Source organism: Micromonospora sp. NPDC049230, from assembly GCF_040647875.1.
Classification (GTDB): domain Bacteria; phylum Actinomycetota; class Actinomycetes; order Mycobacteriales; family Micromonosporaceae; genus Micromonospora.
On record NZ_JBEZCZ010000035.1, the window covers coordinates 52,330 to 75,653 of the forward strand.

Below are 23,324 nucleotides of genomic sequence, written 5' to 3' on the forward strand. Positions count from 1 at the left end.
ACCGTGGGCCACCACGGGCACCGCACGTCCGGTGTCCGTCTCCGCCCCCACGGGAAGGCCTCATGATCCGCATCGCCTCGCGCGTGCCCGACCCGCCGGTCCGCCGGCTGACGGCCACCCTCTACGGGTACGCGTTCCTCAGTGACCTCGTGCTGCTCTACCCGCTGTACGTGGTGTTCTTCGCCGACACCGGCCTGTCGGTGGGGCAGGTCTCGTCGCTCTTCGTCATCTGGTCGGCGGCCGGCATCCTGTTCGAGGTGCCCTCCGGCGCGTGGGCCGACGTGGTGTCCCGCCGGCTGCTGCTGTGCCTCGCCCCGCTGGTGACCGCCACCGGGTACGCCCTCTGGGTGGTGCTGCCGTCGTACCCGGCTTTCGCTGTCGGTTTCCTGCTCTGGGGGGCCGGCGGGGCGTTGGTCTCCGGCGCACTGGAGGCGCTGGTGTGGACCGAACTGAACCGGCTCGGCGCGGTCGACAGGTTTGCCCGCGTGCTCGGCCGGGCCCGCACGGCGGGCGTGTTGGGCGTGGTGGCCTCCGGCGTGCTCGCCGGCCCGGTGCTCGCCGCCGGCGGGTACCCGGCGGTCGCCGTGGCCAGCGTGCTCGCCTGCCTGCTCGCCGCGCTGGTCGCCACCCAACTCCCGGAGCACCGCCCACCGGTCGTCGAGCCGACGCGCCCACCGGTCGTCGAGCCGGCTGGCTCACCGGTCGTCGGGCAGGCTGGCACGCCGGCCGATCGGGAGGACGACGGTGGTGGCCTGGGCTGGTGGGAGACGCTGCGGGCCGGTGTGGCGCAGGTACGCACGCGACCACCGGTGCGGGGCGCCGTGCTGCTGGTCGCCGTGGTGGCCGCCGACTGGGGTGCGCTTGACGAGTTCACCCCGCTGCTGGCCCTGGAGACCGGTGTCGGGGCGCAGGTCGTGCCGCTGCTGCTCCTGCTGCTCTGGGCAGGGGTGACAGTGGGCGGGCTGCTCGCCCCGGTGGGGGAGCGGCTGAGCCGCCGAGGCTACGCCGCCCTGCTGGGACTGGTCGGCGTAGCGCTGGCCGGTGGCGCACTGCTGCGGCACCCGGCCGGATTCGTGTTGCTGGCGGTGGCGTTCGGAGCGGCGCAACTGGCCACCGTGTTGGCCGACACGCGGCTACAGGCGAGGATCACCGGCGACAGCCGCGCCACCGTCACGTCGCTGGCGGGGATGGCCACCGACGTGCTGATCATCGGGACGTACGCCGGCTTCGGTCTCCTTGCCACGGTGGCCGGCACCTCCGTGGCGTTCGCGGTGACGGCCGGGCCGTACCTCCTCGTGGGGCTGGTGCTGCTGACCCGCCGGCGGCGCGGCGCGGCCGTGCCCACCGGGGGCACCGCGAGCGGCCCCTGCTGACCAGGGGTCCGGCGGCGGTGTGGCCGCCGCCGGGCCCACCCTCAGCCGGCCAGGTGCAGGAACGACCACTGGTGGCCGTCGAGGTCGCGAAAACCGCGCAGGTACATCGGCCCGTTCACAGTCCCCGCCCCGAGCGACTCCCCGCCGGCGACCGCGGTGGCGGGTTCGGCGGACGGCTCGTGAGCGCCGGGAGGGAGGTGCGGCGTAGGACGACGCCGACGCCACCCTACGTCAGAACAGCCGTCAGGGCTGGTCGCCGTCGAGGTAGACCCATCGGCCGTCCTCGCGGACGAACCGGCTGCGTTCGGTCATCGTGCCGGGCCGGCCGGCATCCCGGTAGTGGGCGTGGAACGTCACAGTGCCGGTGGTGTCGAGCAGCCCACCCCGCTCGGCGTCGACGATCTCCAGCCGGGTCCAGCGCTGCCCCGGGCTCAGGTCAAGAACCTGCGGCCGGGTCGAGGAGTGCCAGCTGCGCAGCAGGTAACCGGTGTCACCCAGGGCGAAGGCGCTGAAACGGGAGCGCATCAACGCCTCGGCGGTCGGTGCCTGCGCGTCGCCGCCGTGCACAGGCGCGCAGCAGTCGGCGTACGCCTGGCCGGAGCCGCACGGGCAGGCCGGACCCGTCGTCGCGTTCGCCCGTCGCCGTGTCGCACCCTTACCCACGCACCCCATCCTGCCCCACCCCGACCTGCCCGCGCTCCCGCACCCCGCACCGCGCTCCCGGGTGGGGCTTTGTTACAGCCAGCCGGAGCGGCGGAACAGGCGGTGCAGGGCCAGGGCGACCGCGGCCATCAGGGCCAGGGCTCCGGCGTAGCCGTAGCGCCAGGCCAGCTCGGGCATGTGGTCGAAGTTCATGCCGTAGATGCCGGCGATGCCGGTCTGGGTGGCCGCGATGGCGGCCCATGCCGCGATCTTGCGCATGTCGTTGTTCTGTTCGACGGCGAGCTGCGCCAGCCGGGACTGCACGATCGAGGTGAGCAGATCGTCGTACGCGGCGACCCGGTCGACGGCCCGGCTCAGTCGACCGTCCACGTCGACGAACCAGCGGTGCAGGGTGCGTGGTGGGCCGTCGGGGTCGAGCAGCGTCCGCATCGGTGCCTGCAACGGCAGCACCGCCCGTTTGAACTCCACCACCTCCCGTTTGAGCTGGTAGATGTGCTGGATGTCGGCGCTGCGATCGCGGGCGAACACGGCCTCCTCGACCCGTTCCAGGTCCCGCTCCACGTGCCCGGCCACCTCCAGGTAGGAGTCGACCATTCGGGCGCACACCGCGTACGCCACCGCCCAGGGCCCGGCGGCCAACAGTTCGGGACGGCGCTCGATGTCGGCGCGGACGCTGCGCAGCGCCCCGGCGGCACCGTGCCGCACGGTGATGGCGAACCGGTCTCCGAGCAGCACCATCACGTCCCCGGTGTCGATCACCTCGGAGGTGTCGGTCAGCTCGTCGTGTTCCACGTACCCGGCGGTGCGCAGCACCAGCAGCGTGACCGACCCGTGCCGCTGCACGGTGGGCCGGTGCCCGTCGGACAGCGCCTGCTCGACTGTCAGTTCGTCGAGGTCGAAGGTCCGGCCCACCGCCGCGAGCACTGCCGGACCCGGGTCGTGCAGGCCCAGCCACACGAAGGCGCTGCGGCCGTGCCGCGCCCGGGCGTACGCGTCGGCGTAGTGCGGCTGGCCGGGCTCGCGCCGACCGTCGACGTAGACGGCGCAGTCGACGACCGCGTCCGGGTTGGACCGTCGTGGGGCGGGGGAGTCGTCCTCGACCTTGCCGAGCAGTCGACGGGCCAGGGCGCGTACGCCTCGACCGGCCCGGTCCCGTACCGGTCGCTGATCCACTCTGTGTCTCCCCCGTCGCCCGCGCACCGCCCCGGTCGCGGTGCCCGCCCGGGATGGTGTCACCGCATTCTGCCGAGCGGGGTCCGGCACCCGACAGGCGGGCGGCCGTGCTCAGGCGGTGCGGGTGGCGAAGACGACGACGTTGTCGACGTAGTTGCCGGTCGTGGCGTCGAACCGGCCGCCGCAGGTGATCAGGCGTAGTCCGGCGGCGTCCGCCGGTCCGTAGACGAGCGTGGTGGGGAAGTGCTCCTTCGGGTACGCGCGCACGTCGTCGACGGTGAACGTGGTGACCTGCGCGTCGGCGCGGGTGATCCGAATCTGCTCGCCGCCGCGCAGTCGACCGAGGTCGAAGAAGACCGCCGGGCCGGCTGGTGAGTCGACGTGTCCCACCAGCACGGCGTTGCCGGTCTCGCCGGGGCTGACCCCGTGCCGGTACCAGCCGGCGAGGGTGGGTCGGTCCAGTGGCGGCACCTCCAGCACCCCGGCGGCGTCCGCGCCGACCGGGATGATCTCCGCGCGTACGCCGATGGCGGGGATGTGCACCCGGACCGGCGCGGCCCGGGGCAACGGTGCCAGGTCCGGTGCGGGGCGGGTGCGTCTCGGCGCGTCGGCCGGTGGCCGTGGTGGCCGCGTCGGGTCGGTGGTGAGGCCGACGGTGATCAGCCCCAGCCCGGTCACGCCGAGCAGGGCGACCACGGCCGGTAGGGTCCGCCGCCACCACACGTGGGCACCTCCCGTACGGCATCGTCGGGGTGCCCGCTCCGGTGTCACCGGCGCGGGCACCCGTCCTCAGGGATGGAACGGTCGCCGATCAGGCGACAGTGGACACCGGACGTCGCCGGCGGATCAGGACCACCGCGCCGGCGAGGGCGGTGCCGAGCAGCGTGCCGCCAGCGGCAAGGGCGCCGGTGTCGCGGCTGTCACCGCCGGAGCCGGCCGGTGCGCCGCCGATCGGAGTGACGGTGAACGTCGCGGTGCCGGCGGAGCTGCCGTCGCCGCAGGTCGCCGCCACCGTGTACGTGCCCAGGGTGAATCCGGCGGTGAAGAGTTCGGCGCTGAGCCCGCCGCCGGCCGCGGCGGTGGTGGATCGGACATTCTGGTCGCGGTTGGGGCCGGTGACCCGGAAGAGGGCGTCACCCGACTTCGGGTTGCAGGTCGTCGCGGTGAGCACGACGGTCCCGCCGACCGGGGTGGTGGCCGGTGACACTGTGGTGTCGGCCAGTGCGACGCCCGGCAGCAGGAGCGTGCCGAGGCCCACGCCGAGCGCCGCCGAGCAGAGTGCTGTTGAGACCTTCATACGCGTCTTCCCTCACTTTTCGTCCGCTGACTGCGTGGGACGTCGTTCGGGTGGCCAACTCCGTGACTAGCACCGGTGTGCCCAACACTAGGTGGGTTGGGCCCCCGATCAGGTGAAAATGAGAAATCCTCGTTGCCGTCACGTGTCCACCCGAAGGCCGGGAGAGCTGCGGGCTGTAATCGGCTGGGTCGATGGCGAGGTATTGCCGGCGACGGCGGAAATGCACCTGCTCGGCCGCGCCTGCTGCGGCGGGATGAATCCCCGTGCGACCAGGGGAGACGCTGGTAGGTTCCCTCGCCGTGCGGTCACGCGGTCGCCCGCCCCGGTGGTCTGAGCGCCCGGCCCGCCCATCCGGTGGCGGCGCGCGCCCGGGCCCGCCGGTGTGACAGCGTGAAGCGGTGACCGATTCCGCGCCGCTCGACGTCGACCTCGCGTTGCTCGGTGGCGGCGGCGCGGCGTCGCTGCTGCTCGCCGCACTGGACCGGCATGGTGTCCACGGGCTGCGGATCGCCGTCGTCGACCCGGTCCGGCGGCGCGGTCAGGACCGCACCTGGGCGTTCTGGGGCCACCCCGACACCGACCTCGATCCGCTGCTCAGCGCGAGCTGGCAGCAGGTCGAGGTGGCCACGGCGGCGCGACGCCGCGTCCTGGACCTCACCCCGCTGCGGTACGCCATGCTGCGCTCCGGCCCGGTCTACGACCGGGCTGCCGAGGCCGAGCGCCGGCTGAACGCCACCCGGCTGGTCGCCCCCGCCGACACGGTGACCGACGACGGCACGCGGGTGCGGGTGCGCGTCGGCGACGGGCGGACCGTACGGGCCGGCTGGGTGCTCGACTCCCGCCCCCGCCCGCCGGCACGGGCCGGGCGGACCACCTGGTTGCAGCACTTTCGCGGCTGGTGGTTGGAGGCCGACCGGCCCGTCTTCGACCCGGCGCGGGCGGTGCTGATGGACTTCCGCACCCCGCAGCCACCCCGGGGCGTCTCCTTCGGGTACGTGTTGCCGGTCAGCGACAGCTACGCCCTCGTCGAGTACACCGAGCTTTCGCCAGACCTGCTCACCGACGCCGGGTACGACGCGGCGCTCGCCGGCTACCGGGACCTGCTCGGGCTCGATCCGGCCGGACTGCGGCTGCGCGAGGTGGAGAACGGGGTGATCCCGATGACCGACGCTCCGTTCCCGGCCCGACCGTCACCCCGCGTGGTCCGGCTCGGCACGGCTGGCGGCGCGACCCGCCCGTCCACCGGCTTCACCTTCTCCGCCATGTATCGCCAGGCCGACCAGGTGGCCCGTGCCCTCGCGGCAGGCCGACCGCCGGTGCCGCGGGCGGCGTACCCGCGCCGGCACCGCTGGATGGACGCGGTGGCGTTGCGGGCGCTGGACCGGGGCGGGGTGGGCGGTCCGGAGTTCTTCGACCGGCTCTTCGACCGCAATCCGGCCGAGCGGGTGCTGCGCTTCCTCGACGGCGGCACCACCCCGGCCGAGGAGGTCGCGATCATGAACTCCACCCGACTGCTGCCGATGATCGCCGCGACCGCCGGCGATACGGCGCACCGCGTTCGCGACCGGCTGCGCTCGCCCCGCCCCGCACCGGCCGTCCCGCCCGCGGTGGTGGGCGACGTGCTGGGCTCGGAGCCCGGGGCGGATGAGGCAGGCCGTCTGACCTGACCGGTGTGCCTGTCGAACTGCCCCAGGGGTGGGGCGCCACAGGCGGTGCCGGGCCGCGGTGTGTCGTCGCCTCGGTGTGTCGGTCCGGGGCCTCGGGGTGTCGACCCCTGGCCTCGGCGTGCCGGCCCCCCGGGCGGGGAGGAGGACCTCCGCGCCCGGTAGGTTGCCGGGCATGGTGGACGCGGCGGCCGGCAGGGGCGTGCAGATCTGGACCGACGGGGCGTGCAGCGGTAACCCCGGGCCGGGCGGTTGGGGTGCGCTGCTGCGCTACGGCGACCACGAGCGGGAGTTGTGCGGCGGTGAGGCCACGCCGACCACCAACAACCGGATGGAGCTGATGGCGGCCATCCAGGCGTTGGAGAGCCTGAACCGGCCGGTCACCGTGGAGTTGCACACCGACAGCACGTACGTGCGCAACGGCATCACCAGTTGGCTGGCGTCGTGGAAGCGCAACGGTTGGCGGACCGCCGCGAAGCAGCCGGTGAAGAACGCCGACCTGTGGCAGCGGCTGGAGGCGGCCTGCGAACGGCACGAGGTCACCTGGCTGTGGGTCAAGGGGCACAACGGTCACCCGGAGAACGAGCGGGCCGACGGGCTCGCCAACAAGGGCATGACCGAGGCCCGCAGCGCGCTGACCAGCCGCTGAGCCCGGCTCAGCGGGTCGCGTCCGGGTGCCCCGGCATGCTCGACCCGCCGCCGCTGCTGCCGGACGAGCCACCGGCGACGCCCGAGTTGTCGGGCTCGGTGACGATGTCCGGCCGGACGTCGGTGTCCGCTGGCGCGGGGACCTCGGTGTCCGCCTCGACCTGCACCAACGGCACCTGGCCGGCCTCGTCCTCGCTGTGCTGCGGGTCGCCCGGCAGCTCACCGTCGCGCTTTCGGTAGCCCACGCCGTCCCCCCGTCGATGCTGGTCCGCGTCGGCGCTGGCTACCCGGCGTAATCACTGCCGAAACCTCGCGACCAGCGGCGTCGGCGGCGAGCGGCGGCGGGGGGTCAGCGGCGTCGGCGCTGGGGCTAGCAGGGGCGTCGGCGGCGGGGTCAGCGGCGTCGGCGGCGGGCGGGGGAGCGGGTTGGCTGGCGGACCGGGGTGAGGGGCAGTGCCGTCCAGTGCGGCGGCCGGGTGCGCGTCGCCGGCAGGCCGGTGTGCGTGTCGCCCCGGGCGGCGTCGAGCTGGGTCTGGTGCAGGAAGAGCGTGCGTCGCAGGTCCGCGCCGCGCAGGTCGGCCCCGCGCAGGTCGGCGCCGGTGACGTCGGCCAGGCTCAGGTCCGCTCCCCGCAGGTCGGCGCCGATCAGCAGGGCGCCGCGCAGGTTGGCCCGGCGCAGGTCGACCCGGCGCAGGTCGGCGCCGAGCAGGTGGGCGCCCCGATGGTCGGCGCCCCCGGGATGGCGGGTCGCGTCGCTGGCCCGGGACAGCAGCGGGTTGACCCGGCCCCGATGCGCGTCGACATCTACCGTGCCCAGGTGTGTCGGGTCAGCCTGGGTGAGTGCGGCGGTCTCGGTGCGGGCGCGTTCCAGCTCGGCGCGCAGCTCGGCGGGCAGGCCCAGCGCCACCGCCTCGGTGAGAAACCAGAGCAGCTCGTGCAGCGGGCGCAGCACCGCGAACGCCTGCGCCATCGCCGGCAGCGTCTCCGGCGCGTCGCGCCAGTCCCGTCCGCCGAAGGTGACCTGGGCGACCTGCTGGCCGGCGCCGAAGCAGTCGAACACCGTACAGCCGGGGAAGCCGCGTTGCCGCAGCTCGGTGTGGATGCCGCAGCGGTGGTCCCGGCGCAGGTGGGGGCAGGGCTGACCGGCGGGCTTGTCGATGGCGAAGTCGGCGGACGCGGCGAACGCGGGCACCACGCAGCACAGCCCGAAGCAGCGTTCGCAGTCGGCGCGCAGCTGCGCCGGCCCGGCTGACGGTGCGGGGGTGGGCGACACGCGGATGGTCCTCCTGGCAGTCACGGTGTGGACCACCATTGTTTCCCGCGCGCGATCGATCCGGTGCGCGGGGGTCACCGTCCGTGTGCGTCGCCGGCCGCCGCGGCGCGGGGTGCCGGAGGGCGCGGGCTGCCCGAGGTCGGCACCAGACGGTAGATCTCCCGTTCCCCGTCGCCGTGGCCGTACTTCTGGTCGAAGTGCCGTTTCACGGCGGCGACCGGCGGGTGGTCGCCGTCGGACGGCTCGGCCAGCGTGAACACCGCGGGGGCCGCTCCCGGTGCGCGGGGTGGCAGGGCGGCCCGCATGGTCACCAGCCCGGTCACCCGGAACCGGCGGCAGTCGACGTAGTGCTGCCCGTCGACAGTCGCGTACGGCACCCGCACCTCGACCACGTCCGAGTCCTCGTGGCGCAGCGTGACAGTGACCGACCAGTACCGCTCCAGGTCCAGCGTGGCCTGCTCGTGCTCCCACAGCTCCTCGAACCGGGCGTGCACGAACCCGCCCCACGGGCTGTCCATGTCCACCTCGAGCTGCGGAACGTTGAACGACAGCTTCCCGATCGGGAAGAACGAGATCAGCGCCCGCCCGTCCCACTGGTAGAGCTGGATCGACGGGGACGCGTCGTAGAGCCGGACCTGTAGGCGCTGCCGCAGCCGCGAGTCGAGGGCGTCGGCGAAGGCGGCCAGGTGCCGCAGGTTGGTGCGGATCTGCCGGGGGACGTCCACCCGCTGGCGTTCCAGCTCCTCGGAGCGTTGCTGCGCGGCGGTGCAGTCCGGGTCGAGCAGCAGCAACTGCACCTGGGCGCCGTTGCCGAGCGCGGCGCGGATCGCGGTCAGGGTGTCCTCACGGTGCCGCTGCTCCAGCAGGATCGTCCAGGTGTCGAGGATGCGCACGCGGCGGCCGGAGCGGTGCAGCCGGGTCACGAACGCCTGCTGGTCGAAGCTCAGGTGCTCCTGCACCCGCGCCTTGCGCGCCTCCTCGAACAGCGGGTCGAAGATGACGTACGAGATGGCCGCGAGCACCACGCTGGCACCGAGGTTGAGCAGCAGGTCGCTGAGGAAGCCGGTGGTGCGCCAGGCCGCCACCAACATGAGGGCGGCGCTCACGAGCAGCGGCCCTCCGACTGCGAAGGCGCGTCGTTGCCGTCCGCCCCGACCAGCCCACCCGGGCATCCGCTCTCCCTCCACCGTCGGCCGGCCCAGCCGCCTGCTGATCACCGGAATGCGGAGAATACGTGCCGGCTTTGCCGACCGCTGTCCCGTTCGGGACTGCCGGGTTCGCCGCCCGAACCGCCGCCACCGCTCATAGGGTGACGGTAACCGAGTCGGACGACTGCGGAGGGTAGGCGCGTTGGACGACGGTGACCGCGAGAAGGCGCTCCTCGCCGCCCTGACCACCGAGCACTTCGCGTTACAGACGTCCCGGGCGGCGGCCCGGCGCACCGCTGACGGCTCGGACCCGCCCTCGGGGATGTCCCGGACCGGCCCCGGAAAGACGGCCGGCAGGCTGGTCGCCACCCCGATAAGAAGAGACGCTACATGTAGTGACTCTTCTGGAGGTGGATGTCGTGCCTGCTCGACGACCCGTGGTCCGGGTGCTCATCGGTGTGCTTGTCGGCGTACTGCTGCTCGGTGCCGGCCTCGCCGTGGGGGCCTGGACGCTGACGCGCCCCACCGACACCGTCGGTGCCGTGAGCTTCGTCCGCCCGCTGGCCGTGCCGCCGCTGGCCGAGTCCCGCCTGGACGACCGGGGCCAGCGCGTCTTCGACCTGGTCGCGCAGGAGGGCCGGCGGGACTTCCGTGGCGACGGGCGGACGACGGCCACCGCCGGGTTCAACGGTGCCTTCCTCGGCCCGACACTGCGCGCCAGGCGCGGCGAGCAGGTGCGGGTGAACGTGGCCAACACGCTGGGCCAGGAGACCAACGTGCACTGGCACGGCATGCACCTGCCGGCCCGGATGGACGGTGGCCCGCACCAACTCGTCCGCCCGGGTGCCACCTGGTCACCCACCTGGCGGGTGGACCAGCCGGCCGCGACCCTCTGGTATCACCCGCATCCGCACGGCGCCACCGAGGACCACGTCTACCGCGGCCTCGCCGGCATGTTCATCCTCGACGACGAGCGGGAGGCGGCGCTGCCGCTGCCACGCACCTATGGGGTGGACGACGTGCCGGTGATCGTCCAGGATCGCAGCTTCTCCGGCAGCGGCCAGTTCGACAAGACCCGCAACGCGTTCGCCGGCGTCGGTGTGCTGGGCGACACCCTGCTGGTCAACGGCACCGTCGGGCCCTACCTGGACGTGCGCACCCAGCGGGTGCGCCTGCGCCTGCTCAACGCCTCCACCGCCCGGACGTACGACTTCGGGCTCTCGGACAACCGGCAGTTCGCGCTGATCGGCACCGACGGAGGGCTGCTGGCCCGCACGGCCCGGCTGACCCGGGTGCGACTCTCACCCGGGGAGCGGGCGGAGATCGTGGTGGACGTCCGGCCGGGGGAGCGGGTGAGCCTGCGCAGCACACCGCCCGACCTGGGTATCGGCGGACTGTCCCGGCGCTCGGCCGGCGGCGCCGACCGCTTCGACGTGCTGCAACTGCGCGCCGCCGACACCCTCGCCCCCGCCCCGCCGGTGCCGGACGACCTCGTGCCGGTGGCTCGGCTGGACGCGGGCGCCGCGGTCACCACCCGGCGGCTGGAGTTGCGAGGGCGGGGCATCAACGGCCAGTCGATGCGGATGGACCGGATCGACTTCGCCGTCACCCGGGACAGCACCGAGGTCTGGGAGGTGCTCAACGCCGACGGCACCCCGCACAACTTCCACGTCCACGACGTGCAGTTCCAACTGCTCACTGTGGACGGCGCGGCGCCGCCGCCCGAGCTGACCGGATGGAAGGACACCATCTTCCTGCCCCCGCACCGGCCGATGCGGATCGTGCTGCGGTTCACCGACCACAGCGACCCGAACCTGCCCTACATGTACCACTGCCACCTGCTCTGGCACGAGGACGCCGGGATGATGGGGCAGTTCGTCGTCGTCGATCCGGGCCAGGCGCCGGGTCGGCCGCCCACGCACACCGGTCACGGGAAGCATGACTGATCGGTCGGGAGCGTACCGTCACCTCGTCCCCGGCGACACCGCCTGACCGACGTCGCCACCGGAGGTCTCGGCGTTGAAGCGGGGCGCGGTGGCGGTCAGCACCGCGTGGCTCGTGGGCGCTGACCACCCGTCGGTCAGCTCCCGCACCAGCGCGGCGACCAGCCGGTTCATCGTCGGTTCGGCGTCGGCGTGCAGCGCCTCGGCGACGATCAGCACCGACGAGGTGCCGGCCCGCACGGCGGACCACCCGCTCTGCCGGTTCGTCCAGCGCCTGGCGTGTGCCCGCCCGGCGGTGTCGGCGAAGGTCACCTCGCCCGGCTCGGGATGCTCGGTGTCGCCGGCGAAGGTCTGGTACTCCTCGTCGCCGCGCGCGGGCCGGACCACCAGGTCACCGTCGACCCGGTCCAGGTCCAACGCCGCGATCGGGACGGCGTACGCGGCGGAGACGGCGTTGCAGAGGTCGACGAGCGGATGCACCCGGGGCAACTCGCCGTCCAGGCGCAGGCGGCGCAACAGCGCCTCCGACGCGCACCGGTACTGGGTGGGCCGTAACCCCATCGCCGCGTACGCCCGCCGCCACGCCTGGATCTCCGGGAAGCCGCTCTCGGCCCCGCCGGCCAACCGCCCGCGGGCGACGGCGAGGTAGCCGGCCGTCCGCGGCACCACGTCGGCGGTGGCGGTGATGCCGGTGGCGTGGACCACACCCGCGACCAGATCGGGGTACGCGGCGCGAAGCTGCGCCGAATGCTCGAACTGCACAGCACTCCTATCGTTGGGTGAGGGCGAGCGTCACGCCGAGCGCGACGAAGGTGCCGGCGACGGATCGACGCAGCCAGTCGGTGACCCGGGGTCGGGTCAGCACCCGGTCCCGCAGCCGGGCCGCGAAGATGCCGTAGCCGCTGAACACCACGAAGGTGAGCAGCATGAACACCGCGCCGCAGGTGAGCATCGCCTGGGTCGAGCCCACCGCGGAGTCGCCGACGAACGCGGCGGACCAGGCCAGGTAGAGCAGGTAACCGACACCGAGGTACCGGACGATGTCGAACGCGACGGCGCTGGTCTGCAACAGTGCGGCCAGCCCGGTCATCGCCGCCAGCAGGTGCGGCACAGTGCCCAGCGTGCAGGCTGACGCGGCCAGCACGCCGGCTCGGGCGCCCCGGGACAGCCCGGCGGAGAGGGTGAAGAACACCCCGGTGCCGGGGGTGACCACCACGATCAGCGTGGTGACCAGGAACGGGATGGTCACGATCGTCCTCCGGCGGGGTTGACGGGTCTGGCTCCTCCTCACTCTGCTGCCACAATGGTCCGATGGGCAGAGCCAAACCAACGGCGTCCGAGGGGTCCATATCGGCGGGATCGGACTTCCTGCACCTGAGCGTCACGGACGCGACGCCGGGCGGGCGCACCGACTGGCTGACCGACCGGCTGCGGCAGGCCATCGCCGAAGGGCGGGTGCCGGTCGGCCAACGATTGCCACCCACCCGGGTGCTCGCCGCCGACCTCGGTGTCTCCCGGGGCGTGGTCACCGAGGCGTACCAGCGCCTGGCCGAGGAGGGGCACGTCCGCGGTCAGGGCCGGGCCGGAACGGTTGTCGTCGGCGCGCCGGCCGCGCCCACACCCGCCCCGGCCGCCGCGCCGGCACCTGTCGCGACCTTCCCGCCGGCACCGGACACCGACATCTTCGAGGCGGTACGCGCGGCGCACGCGTCAATCGACCTGACGCCCGGCGTACCCGATCTGACCGCCTTTCCCCGGGCGGACTGGCTGCGCGCCGAACGGACAGTGCTGCGCCGGCTCGCCGCGGCTGACCTCGGCTACGGCGATCCGTGCGGCACGCCGGCGCTGCGGCAGGCCGTCGCCGCCTGGTTGGCCCGCTACCGGGGTATCAGCGTCGCCCCCACCGAGGTGATCATCGTGGCCGGCGTCTCCCAGGCGCTCGGGCTGCTCGCCCAGGCCCTGACCACTGCCGGCGTCGACCGGATCGGGGTCGAGGACCCGGGCTCGTTCGGCGTGCGGCAGCACCTGAACAACTGGGGGATGGCCACCCCGCCGGTCACCGTCGACGACGACGGGCTGCGGGTCGACGAGTTGACGGCCAGCGGTGTGCCGGTCGTGATGCTCACCCCCGCACACCAGTTCCCGACCGGCGTCGTGCTCGACGGTGACCGCCGCCGCCAACTCGTCGCCTGGGCGCGGGCCGGCGGCCTGATCATCGAGGACGACTACGACGCCGAGCACCGCTACGACCGTCCTCCGGTGCCGGCGCTGCGGGGTCTGCTGCCCGAGCGGGTCTGCTACGCCGGCAGCGTCTCCAAGCTGCTCGCCCCCGCCCTGCGGGTCGGCTGGCTGCTCGTGCCGCCGCGACTGCGCGAGGCGGTGGTGACCGCCAAGCGCAACGCCGACCTGGGCAACGCAGTGCTCCCGCAACTGGTGCTGGCGGAGCTGCTGACCTCCGGCGCCTTCGAGCGGCACCTGCGGCTGCTGCGCCGCCGACACATCCGCCGGCGGGACGCCATGATCGCCGCGCTGGCCCGCGTGTTGCCGTCGGCGACGGTGCACGGCGCGGCGGCCGGTCTGCACCTGATGATCACGCTGGACGACGCTGTGGTCGACACCGAGCTGGCGGAGGCGACGCTGGCGCGCGGGGTGAAGGTGCAACCGCTGTCCTGGCACTGCCAGCGTCCCTACCGGCCGGGCCTCGTGCTCGGCTACGCGGCCCGTACGACGACCGAGATCGACGAGGGCATCGCGCAGATCGCCGTCGCGCTCGGTGAGCGCCGTCGGCCCTCCTGAGCGCCGCCGGCGCCGCCGTGCGTCTCCTCGCCGGCGGGGTGACCGGGCTGAGGGCTCAGCCCAGGAACAGCTGAACCAGCACCAGCACGGCGAGCAGCGCCGGCCCGCGTGAGCCCTGCCGCACCAGGTCGACCGGGATCATGCCGAACGGTGTGTTGACTGTCGCGCCACCGTAGTTGATCGGCGGGCGGGTGCCGGCCCGGAACGCGGCGGCCACCACTCCGAGCGCCAGCGTCGGCGCCAACCAGGACGGCCCCGGCTCGACGGTCGGGAGGGTCGACAACCACCACAGCCCCGTGCCGACGGCCGGCACCACCACGTGGATGCCCCGCAGCAGGGCGTCGCTGCCGCCGAGGGCCCGCCGCAACCCGGGTGAGCGACTGACCGACCGCAGGCCGCCGGTCAGCCGGTTGGCGGCGAGGTACGCGAACACCACCTGCGCGGCCCCGGCCAACCCGGGCAGGGCGAGCGCGGCAGCGTACTGCACCCCGATCAGCGTCGCCCAGATCAGCAGGGCGCTCGGGTGGCGGCGCAACCGGCGTACGTCGGCCTGTAGAAACGCCCACCAGCCGGGCCCGGGGAGGAACCGGCGGCTGTGGACCCGGCCGATCCGACGCCACCGGCGGCTCTCCACCAGGCCGGCGAGCAGGCTCGGGTCGAGCAGGATCGTGGCCGTGGCGGCGGCGTTGGCGAACTGTGCGCCGGTGGTCAGCGTGGCCCGGTCCACGCGGGGCAGCGCACGCACCGCGCGGATGGTGCCCAGGCCGGCGAGGGGCACCGCGAGGGCGAACAGCGCGACGGTCGGCGTCGCCGCCGGCCGGGGCAGCCCGTCACCGAGATGACCGAGGAGCACCACCCCGGCGGTGAGGACGGCGGCCACCACCATCGGCGCCGCTCCGGCCACCGCCGGCCACCGTCGTCCCGCCCGGCTGCTCTGGGCGACGACGCTGAGTGCCAGCGCCGCCGCACCCCACCCCGCGCCGGTCGCGGCGGCCCAACCCAGCGCGGTCGGATCGCTGACGCCCCCGAGCGCCGCCACGGCCACCCCGAGCGCCGCGGTGCCGGCCGCCGCGCCCAGCAACAACAGGACGAAACGCGGCGCCAACCACGCCCGCCGGTCGATCGGCGCGCTGACCGCCCAACTCTGCGTGGCCGGAGTGACCAGCAGCGGGCCGAGCGCGCGCAGGCCACGCCAGGCCAGGCCGGCGCCGGCCAGCAGCGCGGCGACCGCCAGCCACCAGCGCACCCCCGGCTCGGCCTGCCCCACGGTGGGGGAGTCCAGCAGGTCGCGGCTGGCGCTGATCGCGAACCAGCCGTACATGCCCGTGAACAGGACGATGACGTACGCGTCGCCCAGCACGTCACCAAGGGAGTGATCGTGGTGTCGGCTGCGGGCCCGGCGCAGGTGGGTACGCAGTTGTCGGGCCGTGGGCACCCCGGTCGGCGTGTCGGCGATCGTGGCCGGCGGGGCGGTCACCGGCCGATCTCGATGCGCTCGTCGACCACCGCGTCGATCAGCTCCGGGTCGTGCGAGGCCAGCAGTACGGCGGTGCCGGCGTCGCGTTCCCGCCGCAGCCGCTCGGCGAGCCACTGCCGTCCGCGCACATCCAGGCGCTGCTCCGGCTCGTCCAGGATCAGCACCCGGCGTGGCCGCACGAAACAGGAGGCCAGCGCCAACCGGCGCCGCTGCCCGCTGGACAGGGTCACCGGCAGCTGGTCGCGGGCCGGCTCCAGACCCAGCTCGGCGAGCACCTCCTCGACCGGCTCGGCGCTGCTCCCGTGGGCGTACGCGACAAGCTCCAGGTGCTCGACCACGGACAGGTCCGGGAAGAAGTCGATGTCGTCCAGGGCGGCCGCCACCAGCGCCCGCACCTGCGGGTCGGTCTCGTCGGCCCGCCGGCCCTGCACCAGCACCTCGCCGGCGTCCGGCCGGTCGGCGCCGACCACGCAGCGCAGCAGTGTGGTCTTGCCGCTGCCGTTGGGCCCCAGCACCACGGCGATCCGGCCGGCCGCGAGCGTGAAACTCACGTCGTCGAGCACGACCAGGTCGCCGAAGTTGCGGCTGAGTCCCCGTACCGAGAGTGCATCCACGAGCACAGAGTCTCCCAGAGCGGTGCCACCGACCAACCTGAGCGACCTATGTCACGCGGTCGGCCGGCGCGTAGAGCGCGGCGAGCCCGGCGGCGGTGGCGGCCAGGCGTTCGCGCAGCGCGACGGGGGTCAGCACCTCGACGTCGGCGCCGAGGCGCAGCAACTCGCCGTGGGCGTGGGTGAGCGACTCGATCGGCAACACCGCTGTCACCCAGCCCCGCGCGTCCGGCGGCTGGGCACTGGCGTCCATCGCGGTCACCACCGGATCGCTGCCGATCTCGCGCAGCCGTTGCCGACCGGCGGGGGAGAGTCGGACGGTGGCCTCGTCGCGGTGCAGGCGGGCCCGGAACCGCACCACGTGCGCCCGCCACCAGGCGGGCAGGTCGAAGTCGGCAGGTCGGACGAACTCCTGCGGCAGCGGGGTCAGCGCGAGGATCTGGTTGACCCGGTACGTCGCCGGAGCGCCCCGGCCGGGCTGGTCGGCCACCACATACCAGCGGCCGCCCTTGAGCACCAGGCCGTACGGCTCCAGCACCCGGGTCGTCTCGCCGTTCCAACCGCGGTAGCGCACCTCGACGCGGTGCTGCCGCCAGACCGCCTCGGCCGTGCGGGCCAGCTCGGGGGAGGCGTCGCCGTCGGCGTACCAGCCGGGAGTGTCCAGGTGGAAGCGTTGTTGAAGCTGTGTCGCCCGGTCGCGCAGCGGAGCGGGGAGCGCGGCGTGCAGCTTGAGTTGCAGCGCGGCCACCACGTCGCCGTAGCCCAGCTCGTCGGCGGGGCCGGGCAACCCGGCCAGGAACAGCCGGTCGGCCTCCTCGGTGGTCAGCCCGGTCAGCCGGGTCCGCCAGCCGTCGACAAGCTGGTAGCCGCCGGCGTGCCCGGCCTCTCCGTAGAGGGGAATGCCGGCGGCGTGCAACGACTCCACGTCCCGGTAGATCGTGCGGGGGGAGACGGTCAGCCGCTCGGCGAGCTGGGTGGCGGTCAGCCGGCCGTGCTGCTGGAGCAGCAGCAGGAGGGAAAGAAGTCGAGAGGCCCGCACTTCACTGACACTAGTTGTCAGGGGACCCGTCCTACCGTCCCGGCATGGCTTTTCGCGAGAAGGAACTCCGTACGCCCGGACCGATCACTGTGGACGGCCGGCAGTTCAAGCGTTACCACATAGACCAGCCGGAGCAACCGATCGAGCCCGAGGTGGAGAAGGCCGCGTACGACCAACTGCCCCTGCTGTTGGTGGACATCGTCGACGACGGCACCCCGGCCGCCGGGTGGGTGGTGCTGCACCGGGGCGCGGACACCGGCGCCTACCTGCTGGCCTACACCTGGGTGTGGGACAACGCGCTGGAGGTCCGCGCCGCCGCGGCCGGGCAGCCGGCGCTGGACTGCCCGGACCACGACCCGGCCCACTTCGTCGAGCTGTGGCGACGTCCCGCCGGCTGTGTCTGGGAGCTGGCGGTGCTGGAGCACGAGCGGGCCGCCTGGGTTCGGCACCTGCTTGCGCCGGACACCCCCAACCTGGCTGGATATCTCGACGACACGCGAGCGGAAGGGCCGGTGGGCCGCTGATGGGCGACTTCGACTTCTTTGTGGGCACCTGGAACGTCGTGAACCGGCGGCTGCGCAAGCGGCTGGTGGGCTCCGACGAGTGGGAGGAGTTTCCGGGGGTGTCTGTCGCGCACGGCTTCTTCGCCGGCGGCGGCCACTTCGACGAGATCACCTTCCCGACCAAGGGCTCCGCGGGCGCCACCGTCCGGATCTTCGACCCGGCCCGACAGGAGTGGTCGATCTACTGGATGAGCAGCGTCGACGGCGTGCTGGGTCAGCCGCCGATGGTGGGCCGCTTCGTCGACGGGGTGGGCCGCTTCTACGCCGACGACCAGCACGAGGGGCGGCCGGTGCGGTGCCGGTTCATCTGGTCGGACATCAGCGCGACCACCGCCCGCTGGGAGCAGGCGTTCTCGGTCGACGGTGAGCAGACCTGGGAAACCAACTGGATCATGACGTTCACCAAGGCGTCCGACTAGTCGTTTCCCCCCATCCGGGCGCGGTGTTAGGGTCCGACCACCGCGCCCGGATGGAGGAACGCGATGGCCTCCGACCACGTCGACGTGCTGATCATCGGTGCCGGCCTGTCCGGCATCGGCGCGGCCTGCCACCTGCGCCGCGACTGCCCGGACAAGACGTACGCGGTGCTGGAGGCACGCGACGCCATCGGCGGCACCTGGGACCTGTTCCGCTACCCCGGCATCCGCTCGGACTCGGACATGTTCACCCTCGGCTACTCGTTCAAGCCGTGGACCGCCCCGAAGGCCATCGCCGACGGTGCGACGATCCGCGAGTACGTGCGGGAGACCGCCCGGGAGTACGACGTGCCCCGGCACATCCGCTTCGGGCACCGGGTGCTGCGCGCCGAATGGGACAGCGGCACCGCCCGGTGGACGGTGCACGCCCAGCGCACCGACACCGCCGAGACGGTGGTGCTGACCTGCTCGTTCCTGTTCGCCTGCACCGGCTACTACCGCTACGACGAGGGTTACACCCCGGCCCTGCCCGGCGTCGACACGTACACCGGGCGGTTGGTGCACCCGCAGCACTGGCCCGACGACCTCGACCACACCGGCAGGCGGGTGATCGTCATCGGCAGCGGCGCCACCGCTGTCACCCTGGTGCCGGCGCTGGCCCGGCGGGCCGCCCACGTGACGATGCTCCAGCGCTCGCCGACGTACGTCATGGCGCTGCCCTCGCGTGACCGGCTGGCCGACGCGTTGCGGCGCCGGCTGCCGGCGGCGGCCGCGTACCCGGTGCTGCGGTGGAAGAACGTGCTGCTGTCCACCGTCACCTTCCAACTCAGCCGGCGTGCCCCCGGCCTGGTCAAGCGGGCGCTGCGCCGGGCCACGCGGCGTCGGCTCCCGGCGGGGTACGACGTCGACAGGCACTTCGTGCCCCGCTACGACCCGTGGGACCAGCGGCTCTGTGTGGCACCCGACGGCGACCTGTTCACCGCCGTGGGCGACGGCCACGCGTCGGTGGTGACCGACACGATCGACACCTTCACCGCGCACGGTGTCCGGCTCACCTCCGGCGCCCAGGTGCCCGCCGACATCGTGGTCACCGCGACCGGGCTCAACCTGCTCGCCCTCGGTGGCCTGCGCCTGCGCGTGGACGGCACCGACGTCGACTTCGCGAACACCGTTGCCTACAAGGGCATGATGGTGTCCGGGGTGCCGAACTTCGCCCTGACCGTCGGCTACACCAACGCGTCGTGGACGCTGAAGGCCGACCTGGTCGCCGGGTACGTCTGCCGGCTGCTGCGCCACCTGGACCGCACCGGCCAGCAGGTCGTCACCCCGCTGCCGCCCACCGACGACGAGCGGGCGCCGCTTATCGACCTGCGGTCCTCCTACGTGCTGCGCGGTGTCGACGCGCTGCCCAGACAGGGGGTGCGCGCGCCCTGGCGGCTGCACCAGAACTACGCCCGCGACGTGCTGCTGATGCGGCACGGCCGGCTCACCGACGAGGGTGTGCGGTTCTCCCGCGCCACCGCGGAGGCCGCACCGCGTCCCGTCCCGACCCGTCCGGCCGCGCGTCGGTAACCGTCAGCCGAGGAGCACCCATCGTGCGGAGATTCGACTTCACCGGCGCGACAGCCGTGGTCACCGGGGCGGCCAGCGGCATCGGCGCGGCGCTGGCGCACGCCCTCGCTGACCGGGGCACCGACCTGGTCCTGCTGGACCGCGACGCCGAGCGGCTGGACACTGTCGTCGCCGCGATCCGCGCCGCGCACCCGGCCCGTCGGGTGCACACCTACCTGGTGGACCTCGCCGACGTGCACGCCACCGCCCGGATCGCCGCCGAGATCGGCGAGCGGCACCCGCGGGTACGACTGCTGGTGAACAACGCCGGCGTCGGCCTCGGCGGTCGGTTCGACCAGGTGACGTTCGACGAGTTCAGTTGGGTGATCGACGTCAACTTCCGGGCCGTGGTGCAGCTGACCCACGCGCTGCTGCCCGCCCTGAAGGCGGAGCCGGGCGCGCACCTGGTCAACGTCTCCAGCCTCTTCGGGTTGATCGCTCCGGCCGGGCAGACCGCGTACGCGGCGAGCAAGTTCGCGGTACGCGGCTTCACCGAGGCGCTGCGCCACGAGCTTGTCGACGACGGCATCGGGGTGACCTCGGTGCACCCCGGCGGGATCCGCACCCGGATCACCGCGAACGCCCGGATCGGCAGTGGCGTCGCACCCGAGGAGTACGCGGCGGGCCGGGCCCAGTTCGAGAAGCTGCTCACCATCGCGCCGAGCCGGGCCGCCGAGGTGATCCTGCGCGCCGTCGAGCGGCGTCGGGGCCGGGTGCTGATCGGCTGGTCGGCGAAGCTGCCGGACCTGCTGGCCCGGGCCCTGCCCGCCTCGTACAACCGGCTCCTGGTCGCCGGCCTGAACCGGGGCGTCGCCCGCCCGGCGTCGCCCAGCCCCGGTGTGCCGGCGCAACGCCCCGGCGACGCCGACCCGGCCCGCGAGGTGGCCTGAGCGGCGGCGCGGTCACGGTGGTGTGCTGCCCCGCTTCTCCTCCTGGGCCAGCACCGCCTCGCGGTGCTCCGGCCCGTCGCGGCGGTCCAACTCGGCGGCGAGCCGCGCATCGGTCATCAACCGGGCCCGGTTGCGGTGCAGGAAACTCTCGAACCCCCCGGTGTACGGGCAGGCCAGGTCGCCGAGCGCTCGCTCCGGCGTGTAACGGCAGCCGGTGCAGTAGTCGCTGATCTCGTCGATGTCGGTGCCGTCCACCGCGTACGGGCGGGTGTCCACCCGGGCCAGGTCGGCGTACTGGCTCATGCCGATCACCGTCGCGTTCATCACCCAGGGGGTGCCGTCGACGAAGCAGCGCTGGAACCAGTCCGCCACCTCGGTGGGACGCCAGCCGCGTTGCAGCGCGTAGTTCGCCAACACCAGCAGTCGGGGCGTCTGGTGCGTCCACGCGGTGTCCCGGACCGCCGCGAGGACGTCGGCCAGGCAGTGGGCCTCCACCGCGTCGGCGTCCAACTCGGCGAACCACTGCGGCATCGGCTCGGTCGCGGCCAGCCAGTTCGCCCCCCGGTAGCGCGGCTCGAAGTACCAGTAGAGCTGCCAGAGGAACTCCCGCCAGCCGAGCAGCCCCCGGATGAACGGCTCCACCGCCGTACGCGGGGCCGTGCCGGCCCGCCACGCCTGCTCCGCGGCGCGCACCGCCGGCTCCGGGTGCAGCAGCCCAAGGTTGAACGAGGACGACAGCATCGAGTGCGCGAGCCCCGGATCGTCGACGCTCATCACGTCGGCGTAGCGGCCGTACCCGGGCAGGCGGTGGGTCAGGAAATGGGTGAGCCGGGCCTGCGCCTCGTCGTGGGTGGCCGGGTAGCGGCGGGGGCCGTCCCGGCCGACGAACCGCACCCCGTCGGCGGCCCACCGGTCCAGGTCGCGGCGGACCTGGGCGTCGATGTCGTCTTCGACGATCGGTGGGGGCGGGGGTGGTGCCACCGGCCCGGAGCGGGTCTCGGCCCGGGTCCGGCGTCCCGGCCCTGTCGCGGCGGTCAGCACCTCGTGGCGGCGGCGGGCGTGCCGATAGAAGTCGGTCATCCGCAGCGGGCCGCGTCGCGGGCGGTCCGCCCAGCCGGCGAAGTCGGCCTGGCTGGTGATGAAGCCGCGGGGTGGCAGCACTGTCAGCCCCGGCACCGACCGGGCGAAGCGCAGCGCCGCCCGGGAGTGCGGATGGCACACCTCCAGCGGGTCACCGACCTGGGCCAGCGCCTCGCGGAACGTGTCGGTGCGCAGCAGCAGCGCCCGGTCACCCAGCTCGGCGGCGCGGTGGCGCAGCGCGGACAGGATCAGGTGCGCCTTCTGCCGGTGCGTCGGCCGGTGCCGGAACAGTTCCCGGACCTCCACCAGGAGCACCGGTTGGTCGGGGTCGTCGAGGAAGTGCGGCCCGAGCTGATCGGCCAGCAACCATCGGCGGCGAGGCATGCCACGATTCTGCCTACTCTCCGGCCGCCGTGCCCGGTTGCCGCGCCCGATGCCGGTTGCCGGATGGCCGCCACGGCGAGTCAGGTCGGGTTGACCCCGGCCACCGCCGCGCTCGGCCCGACGTCGCGGCGGCGTCTCAGCGCGGTGAGCGTCACGAGGGCGACAAGCAGCGCCGCGAGCACGTGCACCGGGGCCGGGCCGAGCGGCGCGAACAGCGCCAGCAGCGCGACGACGGGAAAGGCGACAAACACCAGGCCGTGCTGCTGGCGACGTACCTGGAGCACCCAGACCGTGAGCAGGAAGACGGCGATCGGGATCGCCACCGCGTACCCGGCGGTGCGCCCGGAGACGTGTGCGAGGTGCCGCTCGACGTCCACCGACACCCCCAGGCCGGCGCCGATCGCGGCGATCGCGGCGAAGACCAGATAGTGCCCGTAACCCCAGATCAGGGAGTACGGCAGCCGGTCGGGCGCCTCGCTCGGCCGGTCGAAGTAGAGCCACCACAGCGCGAACACGATGACCGCGCCAGCCGCCGCGAGCGACCAGAGGCCGTGCTCCCCGGCGTCGAGCCCGGTCTGGATCGCGATCGAGATGGCCAGGACCGCCTCACCGAGCACGATCAGGGTGAACAGGCCGTACCGCTCGGCGATGTGCTCGGGATGCCAGGGCGTCATGCCGGGGCGTTCGGCCACCGCCGGCACCAGCAGGTCGGCCAGCACCAGCAGCACGAACGTCGCGACGCTCCACTCGACGGGCAGCACCAGCCGCAGCAGCCAGCCGAGCTGCACCACCGTCACGCCGATCCCGTAGCGGCGTGCCGTCGTGCGGTGCCGGGGGTCACCGGCGGCGGCTCGGGTCCAGTTCACGACGGCGGCCAGCCGCATCACCACGTAGCCGTAGGTGATGACGGCGAAGTCGCCGTCGGCGAAGGCGCGCGGCACCCCGGCCGCCAGGATCAACGCTCCGGAGATCTGCACCAGCGTGGTGATCCGGTAGAGGTCGTCGTCGGTGTCGTACGCCGAGGCGAACCAGGTGAAGTTCACCCACGACCACCAGATCGCGAAGAACACCATGGCGTAGCTGGTCGCGGCGTGCCGGAGGTGACCCTCGACGACGTCGTGGTGCAGGCTGCTGGCCGCCTGCGCCACCGCCACCACGAAACAGAGGTCGAAGAAGAGTTCCAACGGGGTGGCCGAGCGGTGCCGTTCGTCCCGGCGACGTGGCCGCATCGGCCGGTAGAACGGCCGCACCGAACGAGAGTGGGTCACCGCCGCT

The 23,324-nt window shown here is 73.5% G+C and carries 23 protein-coding genes; 9 read left to right on the forward strand and 14 right to left on the reverse strand.

Annotated elements, in window-relative coordinates; all coding sequences use genetic code 11:
- The first annotated feature begins 62 nt into the window (after nt 1-62).
- Nucleotides 63-1,373, forward strand: a complete 1,311-nt coding sequence (locus tag AB0A95_RS25645; RefSeq protein WP_357558305.1) for an MFS transporter — start codon at nt 63-65, stop codon at nt 1,371-1,373.
- 243 nt (nt 1,374-1,616) lie between these two features.
- Here the strand turns inward: AB0A95_RS25645 and AB0A95_RS25650 are convergent, their stop codons facing one another.
- The 4 genes from AB0A95_RS25650 to AB0A95_RS25665 form a co-directional block, all read right to left on the reverse strand.
- Nucleotides 1,617-2,036: a YchJ family protein gene (locus AB0A95_RS25650; RefSeq protein ID WP_357558306.1), complete on the reverse strand. Its 420-nt coding sequence runs from the start codon at nt 2,034-2,036 to the stop codon at nt 1,617-1,619.
- Nucleotides 2,037-2,108: 72 nt separating this feature from the next.
- Complete coding sequence (locus AB0A95_RS25655) at nt 2,109-3,209, reverse strand: magnesium and cobalt transport protein CorA (protein ID WP_357558307.1); 1,101 nt, start codon at nt 3,207-3,209, stop codon at nt 2,109-2,111.
- A 111-nt stretch (nt 3,210-3,320) separates the two neighbouring features.
- A complete protein-coding gene (locus AB0A95_RS25660; protein ID WP_357558308.1) occupies nt 3,321-3,932 on the reverse strand; it encodes a class F sortase in 612 nt (203 codons plus the stop codon).
- A gap of 88 nt (nt 3,933-4,020) precedes the next feature.
- Nucleotides 4,021-4,506, reverse strand: a complete 486-nt coding sequence (locus tag AB0A95_RS25665; protein WP_357558309.1) for a hypothetical protein — start codon at nt 4,504-4,506, stop codon at nt 4,021-4,023.
- 398 nt (nt 4,507-4,904) lie between these two features.
- On the opposite strand from AB0A95_RS25665, the gene AB0A95_RS25670 reads away from it, so the two are divergent.
- Together AB0A95_RS25670 and rnhA are read left to right on the forward strand one after the other, a co-directional pair.
- A complete protein-coding gene (locus tag AB0A95_RS25670; RefSeq protein ID WP_357558310.1) occupies nt 4,905-6,173 on the forward strand; it encodes a lycopene cyclase family protein in 1,269 nt (422 codons plus the stop codon).
- Nucleotides 6,174-6,345: 172 nt separating this feature from the next.
- Complete coding sequence (rnhA, locus tag AB0A95_RS25675) at nt 6,346-6,819, forward strand: ribonuclease HI (RefSeq protein WP_357078479.1); 474 nt, start codon at nt 6,346-6,348, stop codon at nt 6,817-6,819.
- Nucleotides 6,820-6,826: 7 nt separating this feature from the next.
- On the opposite strand, the gene AB0A95_RS25680 is transcribed toward rnhA, so the two are convergent.
- The 3 genes from AB0A95_RS25680 to AB0A95_RS25690 all read right to left on the reverse strand — a co-directional run bounded on the left by AB0A95_RS25680 (nt 6,827) and on the right by AB0A95_RS25690 (nt 9,197).
- On the reverse strand, nt 6,827-7,063 hold the full coding sequence (locus AB0A95_RS25680; protein ID WP_238648548.1) for a preprotein translocase YidC: 237 nt from the start codon (nt 7,061-7,063) through the stop codon (nt 6,827-6,829).
- A 149-nt stretch (nt 7,064-7,212) separates the two neighbouring features.
- Nucleotides 7,213-8,091 (reverse strand): pentapeptide repeat-containing protein, encoded by an 879-nt coding sequence (locus AB0A95_RS25685; RefSeq protein ID WP_357558311.1) that lies wholly within the window; start codon nt 8,089-8,091, stop codon nt 7,213-7,215.
- Nucleotides 8,092-8,165: 74 nt separating this feature from the next.
- Nucleotides 8,166-9,197, reverse strand: a complete 1,032-nt coding sequence (locus tag AB0A95_RS25690) for a DUF5919 domain-containing protein (protein ID WP_357558312.1) — start codon at nt 9,195-9,197, stop codon at nt 8,166-8,168.
- Between the two features lie 461 nt (nt 9,198-9,658).
- Here AB0A95_RS25690 and AB0A95_RS25695 point away from each other — a divergent pair, with 461 nt between their 5' ends.
- Entirely contained in the window at nt 9,659-11,185 is a 1,527-nt protein-coding gene (locus tag AB0A95_RS25695; protein ID WP_357558313.1) for a multicopper oxidase domain-containing protein, read from the forward strand.
- An 18-nt stretch (nt 11,186-11,203) separates the two neighbouring features.
- Here AB0A95_RS25695 and AB0A95_RS25700 read toward each other — a convergent pair whose 3' ends face one another.
- A complete protein-coding gene (locus tag AB0A95_RS25700) occupies nt 11,204-11,944 on the reverse strand; it encodes a phenylalanine--tRNA ligase beta subunit-related protein (protein WP_357558314.1) in 741 nt (246 codons plus the stop codon).
- Nucleotides 11,945-11,951: 7 nt separating this feature from the next.
- Nucleotides 11,952-12,431, reverse strand: coding sequence for a LysE family translocator (locus AB0A95_RS25705; protein ID WP_357558315.1), 480 nt, complete (start codon nt 12,429-12,431; stop codon nt 11,952-11,954).
- A gap of 62 nt (nt 12,432-12,493) precedes the next feature.
- Between AB0A95_RS25705 and AB0A95_RS25710 the strand changes: the two genes are divergently transcribed.
- A complete protein-coding gene (locus AB0A95_RS25710; RefSeq protein WP_357558316.1) occupies nt 12,494-13,978 on the forward strand; it encodes a PLP-dependent aminotransferase family protein in 1,485 nt (494 codons plus the stop codon).
- A gap of 55 nt (nt 13,979-14,033) precedes the next feature.
- On the opposite strand, the gene AB0A95_RS25715 is transcribed toward AB0A95_RS25710, so the two are convergent.
- The 3 genes from AB0A95_RS25715 to AB0A95_RS25725 are packed head-to-tail and all read right to left on the reverse strand — an operon-like array spanning nt 14,034 to nt 17,105.
- Complete coding sequence (locus tag AB0A95_RS25715; protein WP_357558317.1) at nt 14,034-15,455, reverse strand: DUF6297 family protein; 1,422 nt, start codon at nt 15,453-15,455, stop codon at nt 14,034-14,036.
- A complete protein-coding gene (ccmA, locus tag AB0A95_RS25720) occupies nt 15,452-16,075 on the reverse strand; it encodes a heme ABC exporter ATP-binding protein CcmA (RefSeq protein ID WP_357558318.1) in 624 nt (207 codons plus the stop codon). Before ccmA ends, AB0A95_RS25715 begins: the two co-directional genes overlap by 4 nt.
- Nucleotides 16,076-16,115: 40 nt before the next feature.
- The gene (locus AB0A95_RS25725) at nt 16,116-17,105 is read right to left on the reverse strand and encodes a WYL domain-containing protein (RefSeq protein WP_357558319.1); all 990 of its coding nucleotides are present in this window, start codon (nt 17,103-17,105) and stop codon (nt 16,116-16,118) included.
- Between the two features lie 44 nt (nt 17,106-17,149).
- Here AB0A95_RS25725 and AB0A95_RS25730 point away from each other — a divergent pair, with 44 nt between their 5' ends.
- From AB0A95_RS25730 to AB0A95_RS25745, 4 genes are all read left to right on the forward strand, one after another.
- Nucleotides 17,150-17,629, forward strand: coding sequence for a hypothetical protein (locus AB0A95_RS25730; RefSeq protein WP_357558320.1), 480 nt, complete (start codon nt 17,150-17,152; stop codon nt 17,627-17,629).
- The gene (locus AB0A95_RS25735; RefSeq protein WP_357558321.1) at nt 17,629-18,087 is read left to right on the forward strand and encodes a hypothetical protein; all 459 of its coding nucleotides are present in this window, start codon (nt 17,629-17,631) and stop codon (nt 18,085-18,087) included. Before AB0A95_RS25730 ends, AB0A95_RS25735 begins: the two co-directional genes overlap by 1 nt.
- 63 nt (nt 18,088-18,150) lie before the next feature.
- Nucleotides 18,151-19,656, forward strand: coding sequence for an NAD(P)/FAD-dependent oxidoreductase (locus AB0A95_RS25740; protein ID WP_357558322.1), 1,506 nt, complete (start codon nt 18,151-18,153; stop codon nt 19,654-19,656).
- Between the two features lie 23 nt (nt 19,657-19,679).
- On the forward strand, nt 19,680-20,585 hold the full coding sequence (locus AB0A95_RS25745; protein ID WP_357558323.1) for an SDR family NAD(P)-dependent oxidoreductase: 906 nt from the start codon (nt 19,680-19,682) through the stop codon (nt 20,583-20,585).
- A gap of 12 nt (nt 20,586-20,597) precedes the next feature.
- Here the strand turns inward: AB0A95_RS25745 and AB0A95_RS25750 are convergent, their stop codons facing one another.
- On the reverse strand, nt 20,598-22,049 hold the full coding sequence (locus AB0A95_RS25750; RefSeq protein ID WP_357558324.1) for a cryptochrome/photolyase family protein: 1,452 nt from the start codon (nt 22,047-22,049) through the stop codon (nt 20,598-20,600).
- Between the two features lie 80 nt (nt 22,050-22,129).
- Complete coding sequence (locus AB0A95_RS25755) at nt 22,130-23,317, reverse strand: low temperature requirement protein A (RefSeq protein ID WP_357558325.1); 1,188 nt, start codon at nt 23,315-23,317, stop codon at nt 22,130-22,132.
- Nucleotides 23,318-23,324 lie beyond the last annotated feature (7 nt).

Coding starts and splice junctions, on each gene's coding strand:
- AB0A95_RS25645 (WP_357558305.1), top strand. CDS start 63: ATGATCCGCATCGCCTCGCGCGTGCCCGACCCGCCGGTCCGCCGGCTG.
- AB0A95_RS25665 (WP_357558309.1), bottom strand. CDS start 4,506: ATGAAGGTCTCAACAGCACTCTGCTCGGCGGCGCTCGGCGTGGGCCTC.
- rnhA (WP_357078479.1), top strand. CDS start 6,346: ATGGTGGACGCGGCGGCCGGCAGGGGCGTGCAGATCTGGACCGACGGG.
- AB0A95_RS25710 (WP_357558316.1), top strand. CDS start 12,494: ATGGGCAGAGCCAAACCAACGGCGTCCGAGGGGTCCATATCGGCGGGA.
- AB0A95_RS25730 (WP_357558320.1), top strand. CDS start 17,150: ATGGCTTTTCGCGAGAAGGAACTCCGTACGCCCGGACCGATCACTGTG.
- AB0A95_RS25735 (WP_357558321.1), top strand. CDS start 17,629: ATGGGCGACTTCGACTTCTTTGTGGGCACCTGGAACGTCGTGAACCGG.
- AB0A95_RS25740 (WP_357558322.1), top strand. CDS start 18,151: ATGGCCTCCGACCACGTCGACGTGCTGATCATCGGTGCCGGCCTGTCC.
- AB0A95_RS25750 (WP_357558324.1), bottom strand. CDS start 22,049: ATGCCTCGCCGCCGATGGTTGCTGGCCGATCAGCTCGGGCCGCACTTC.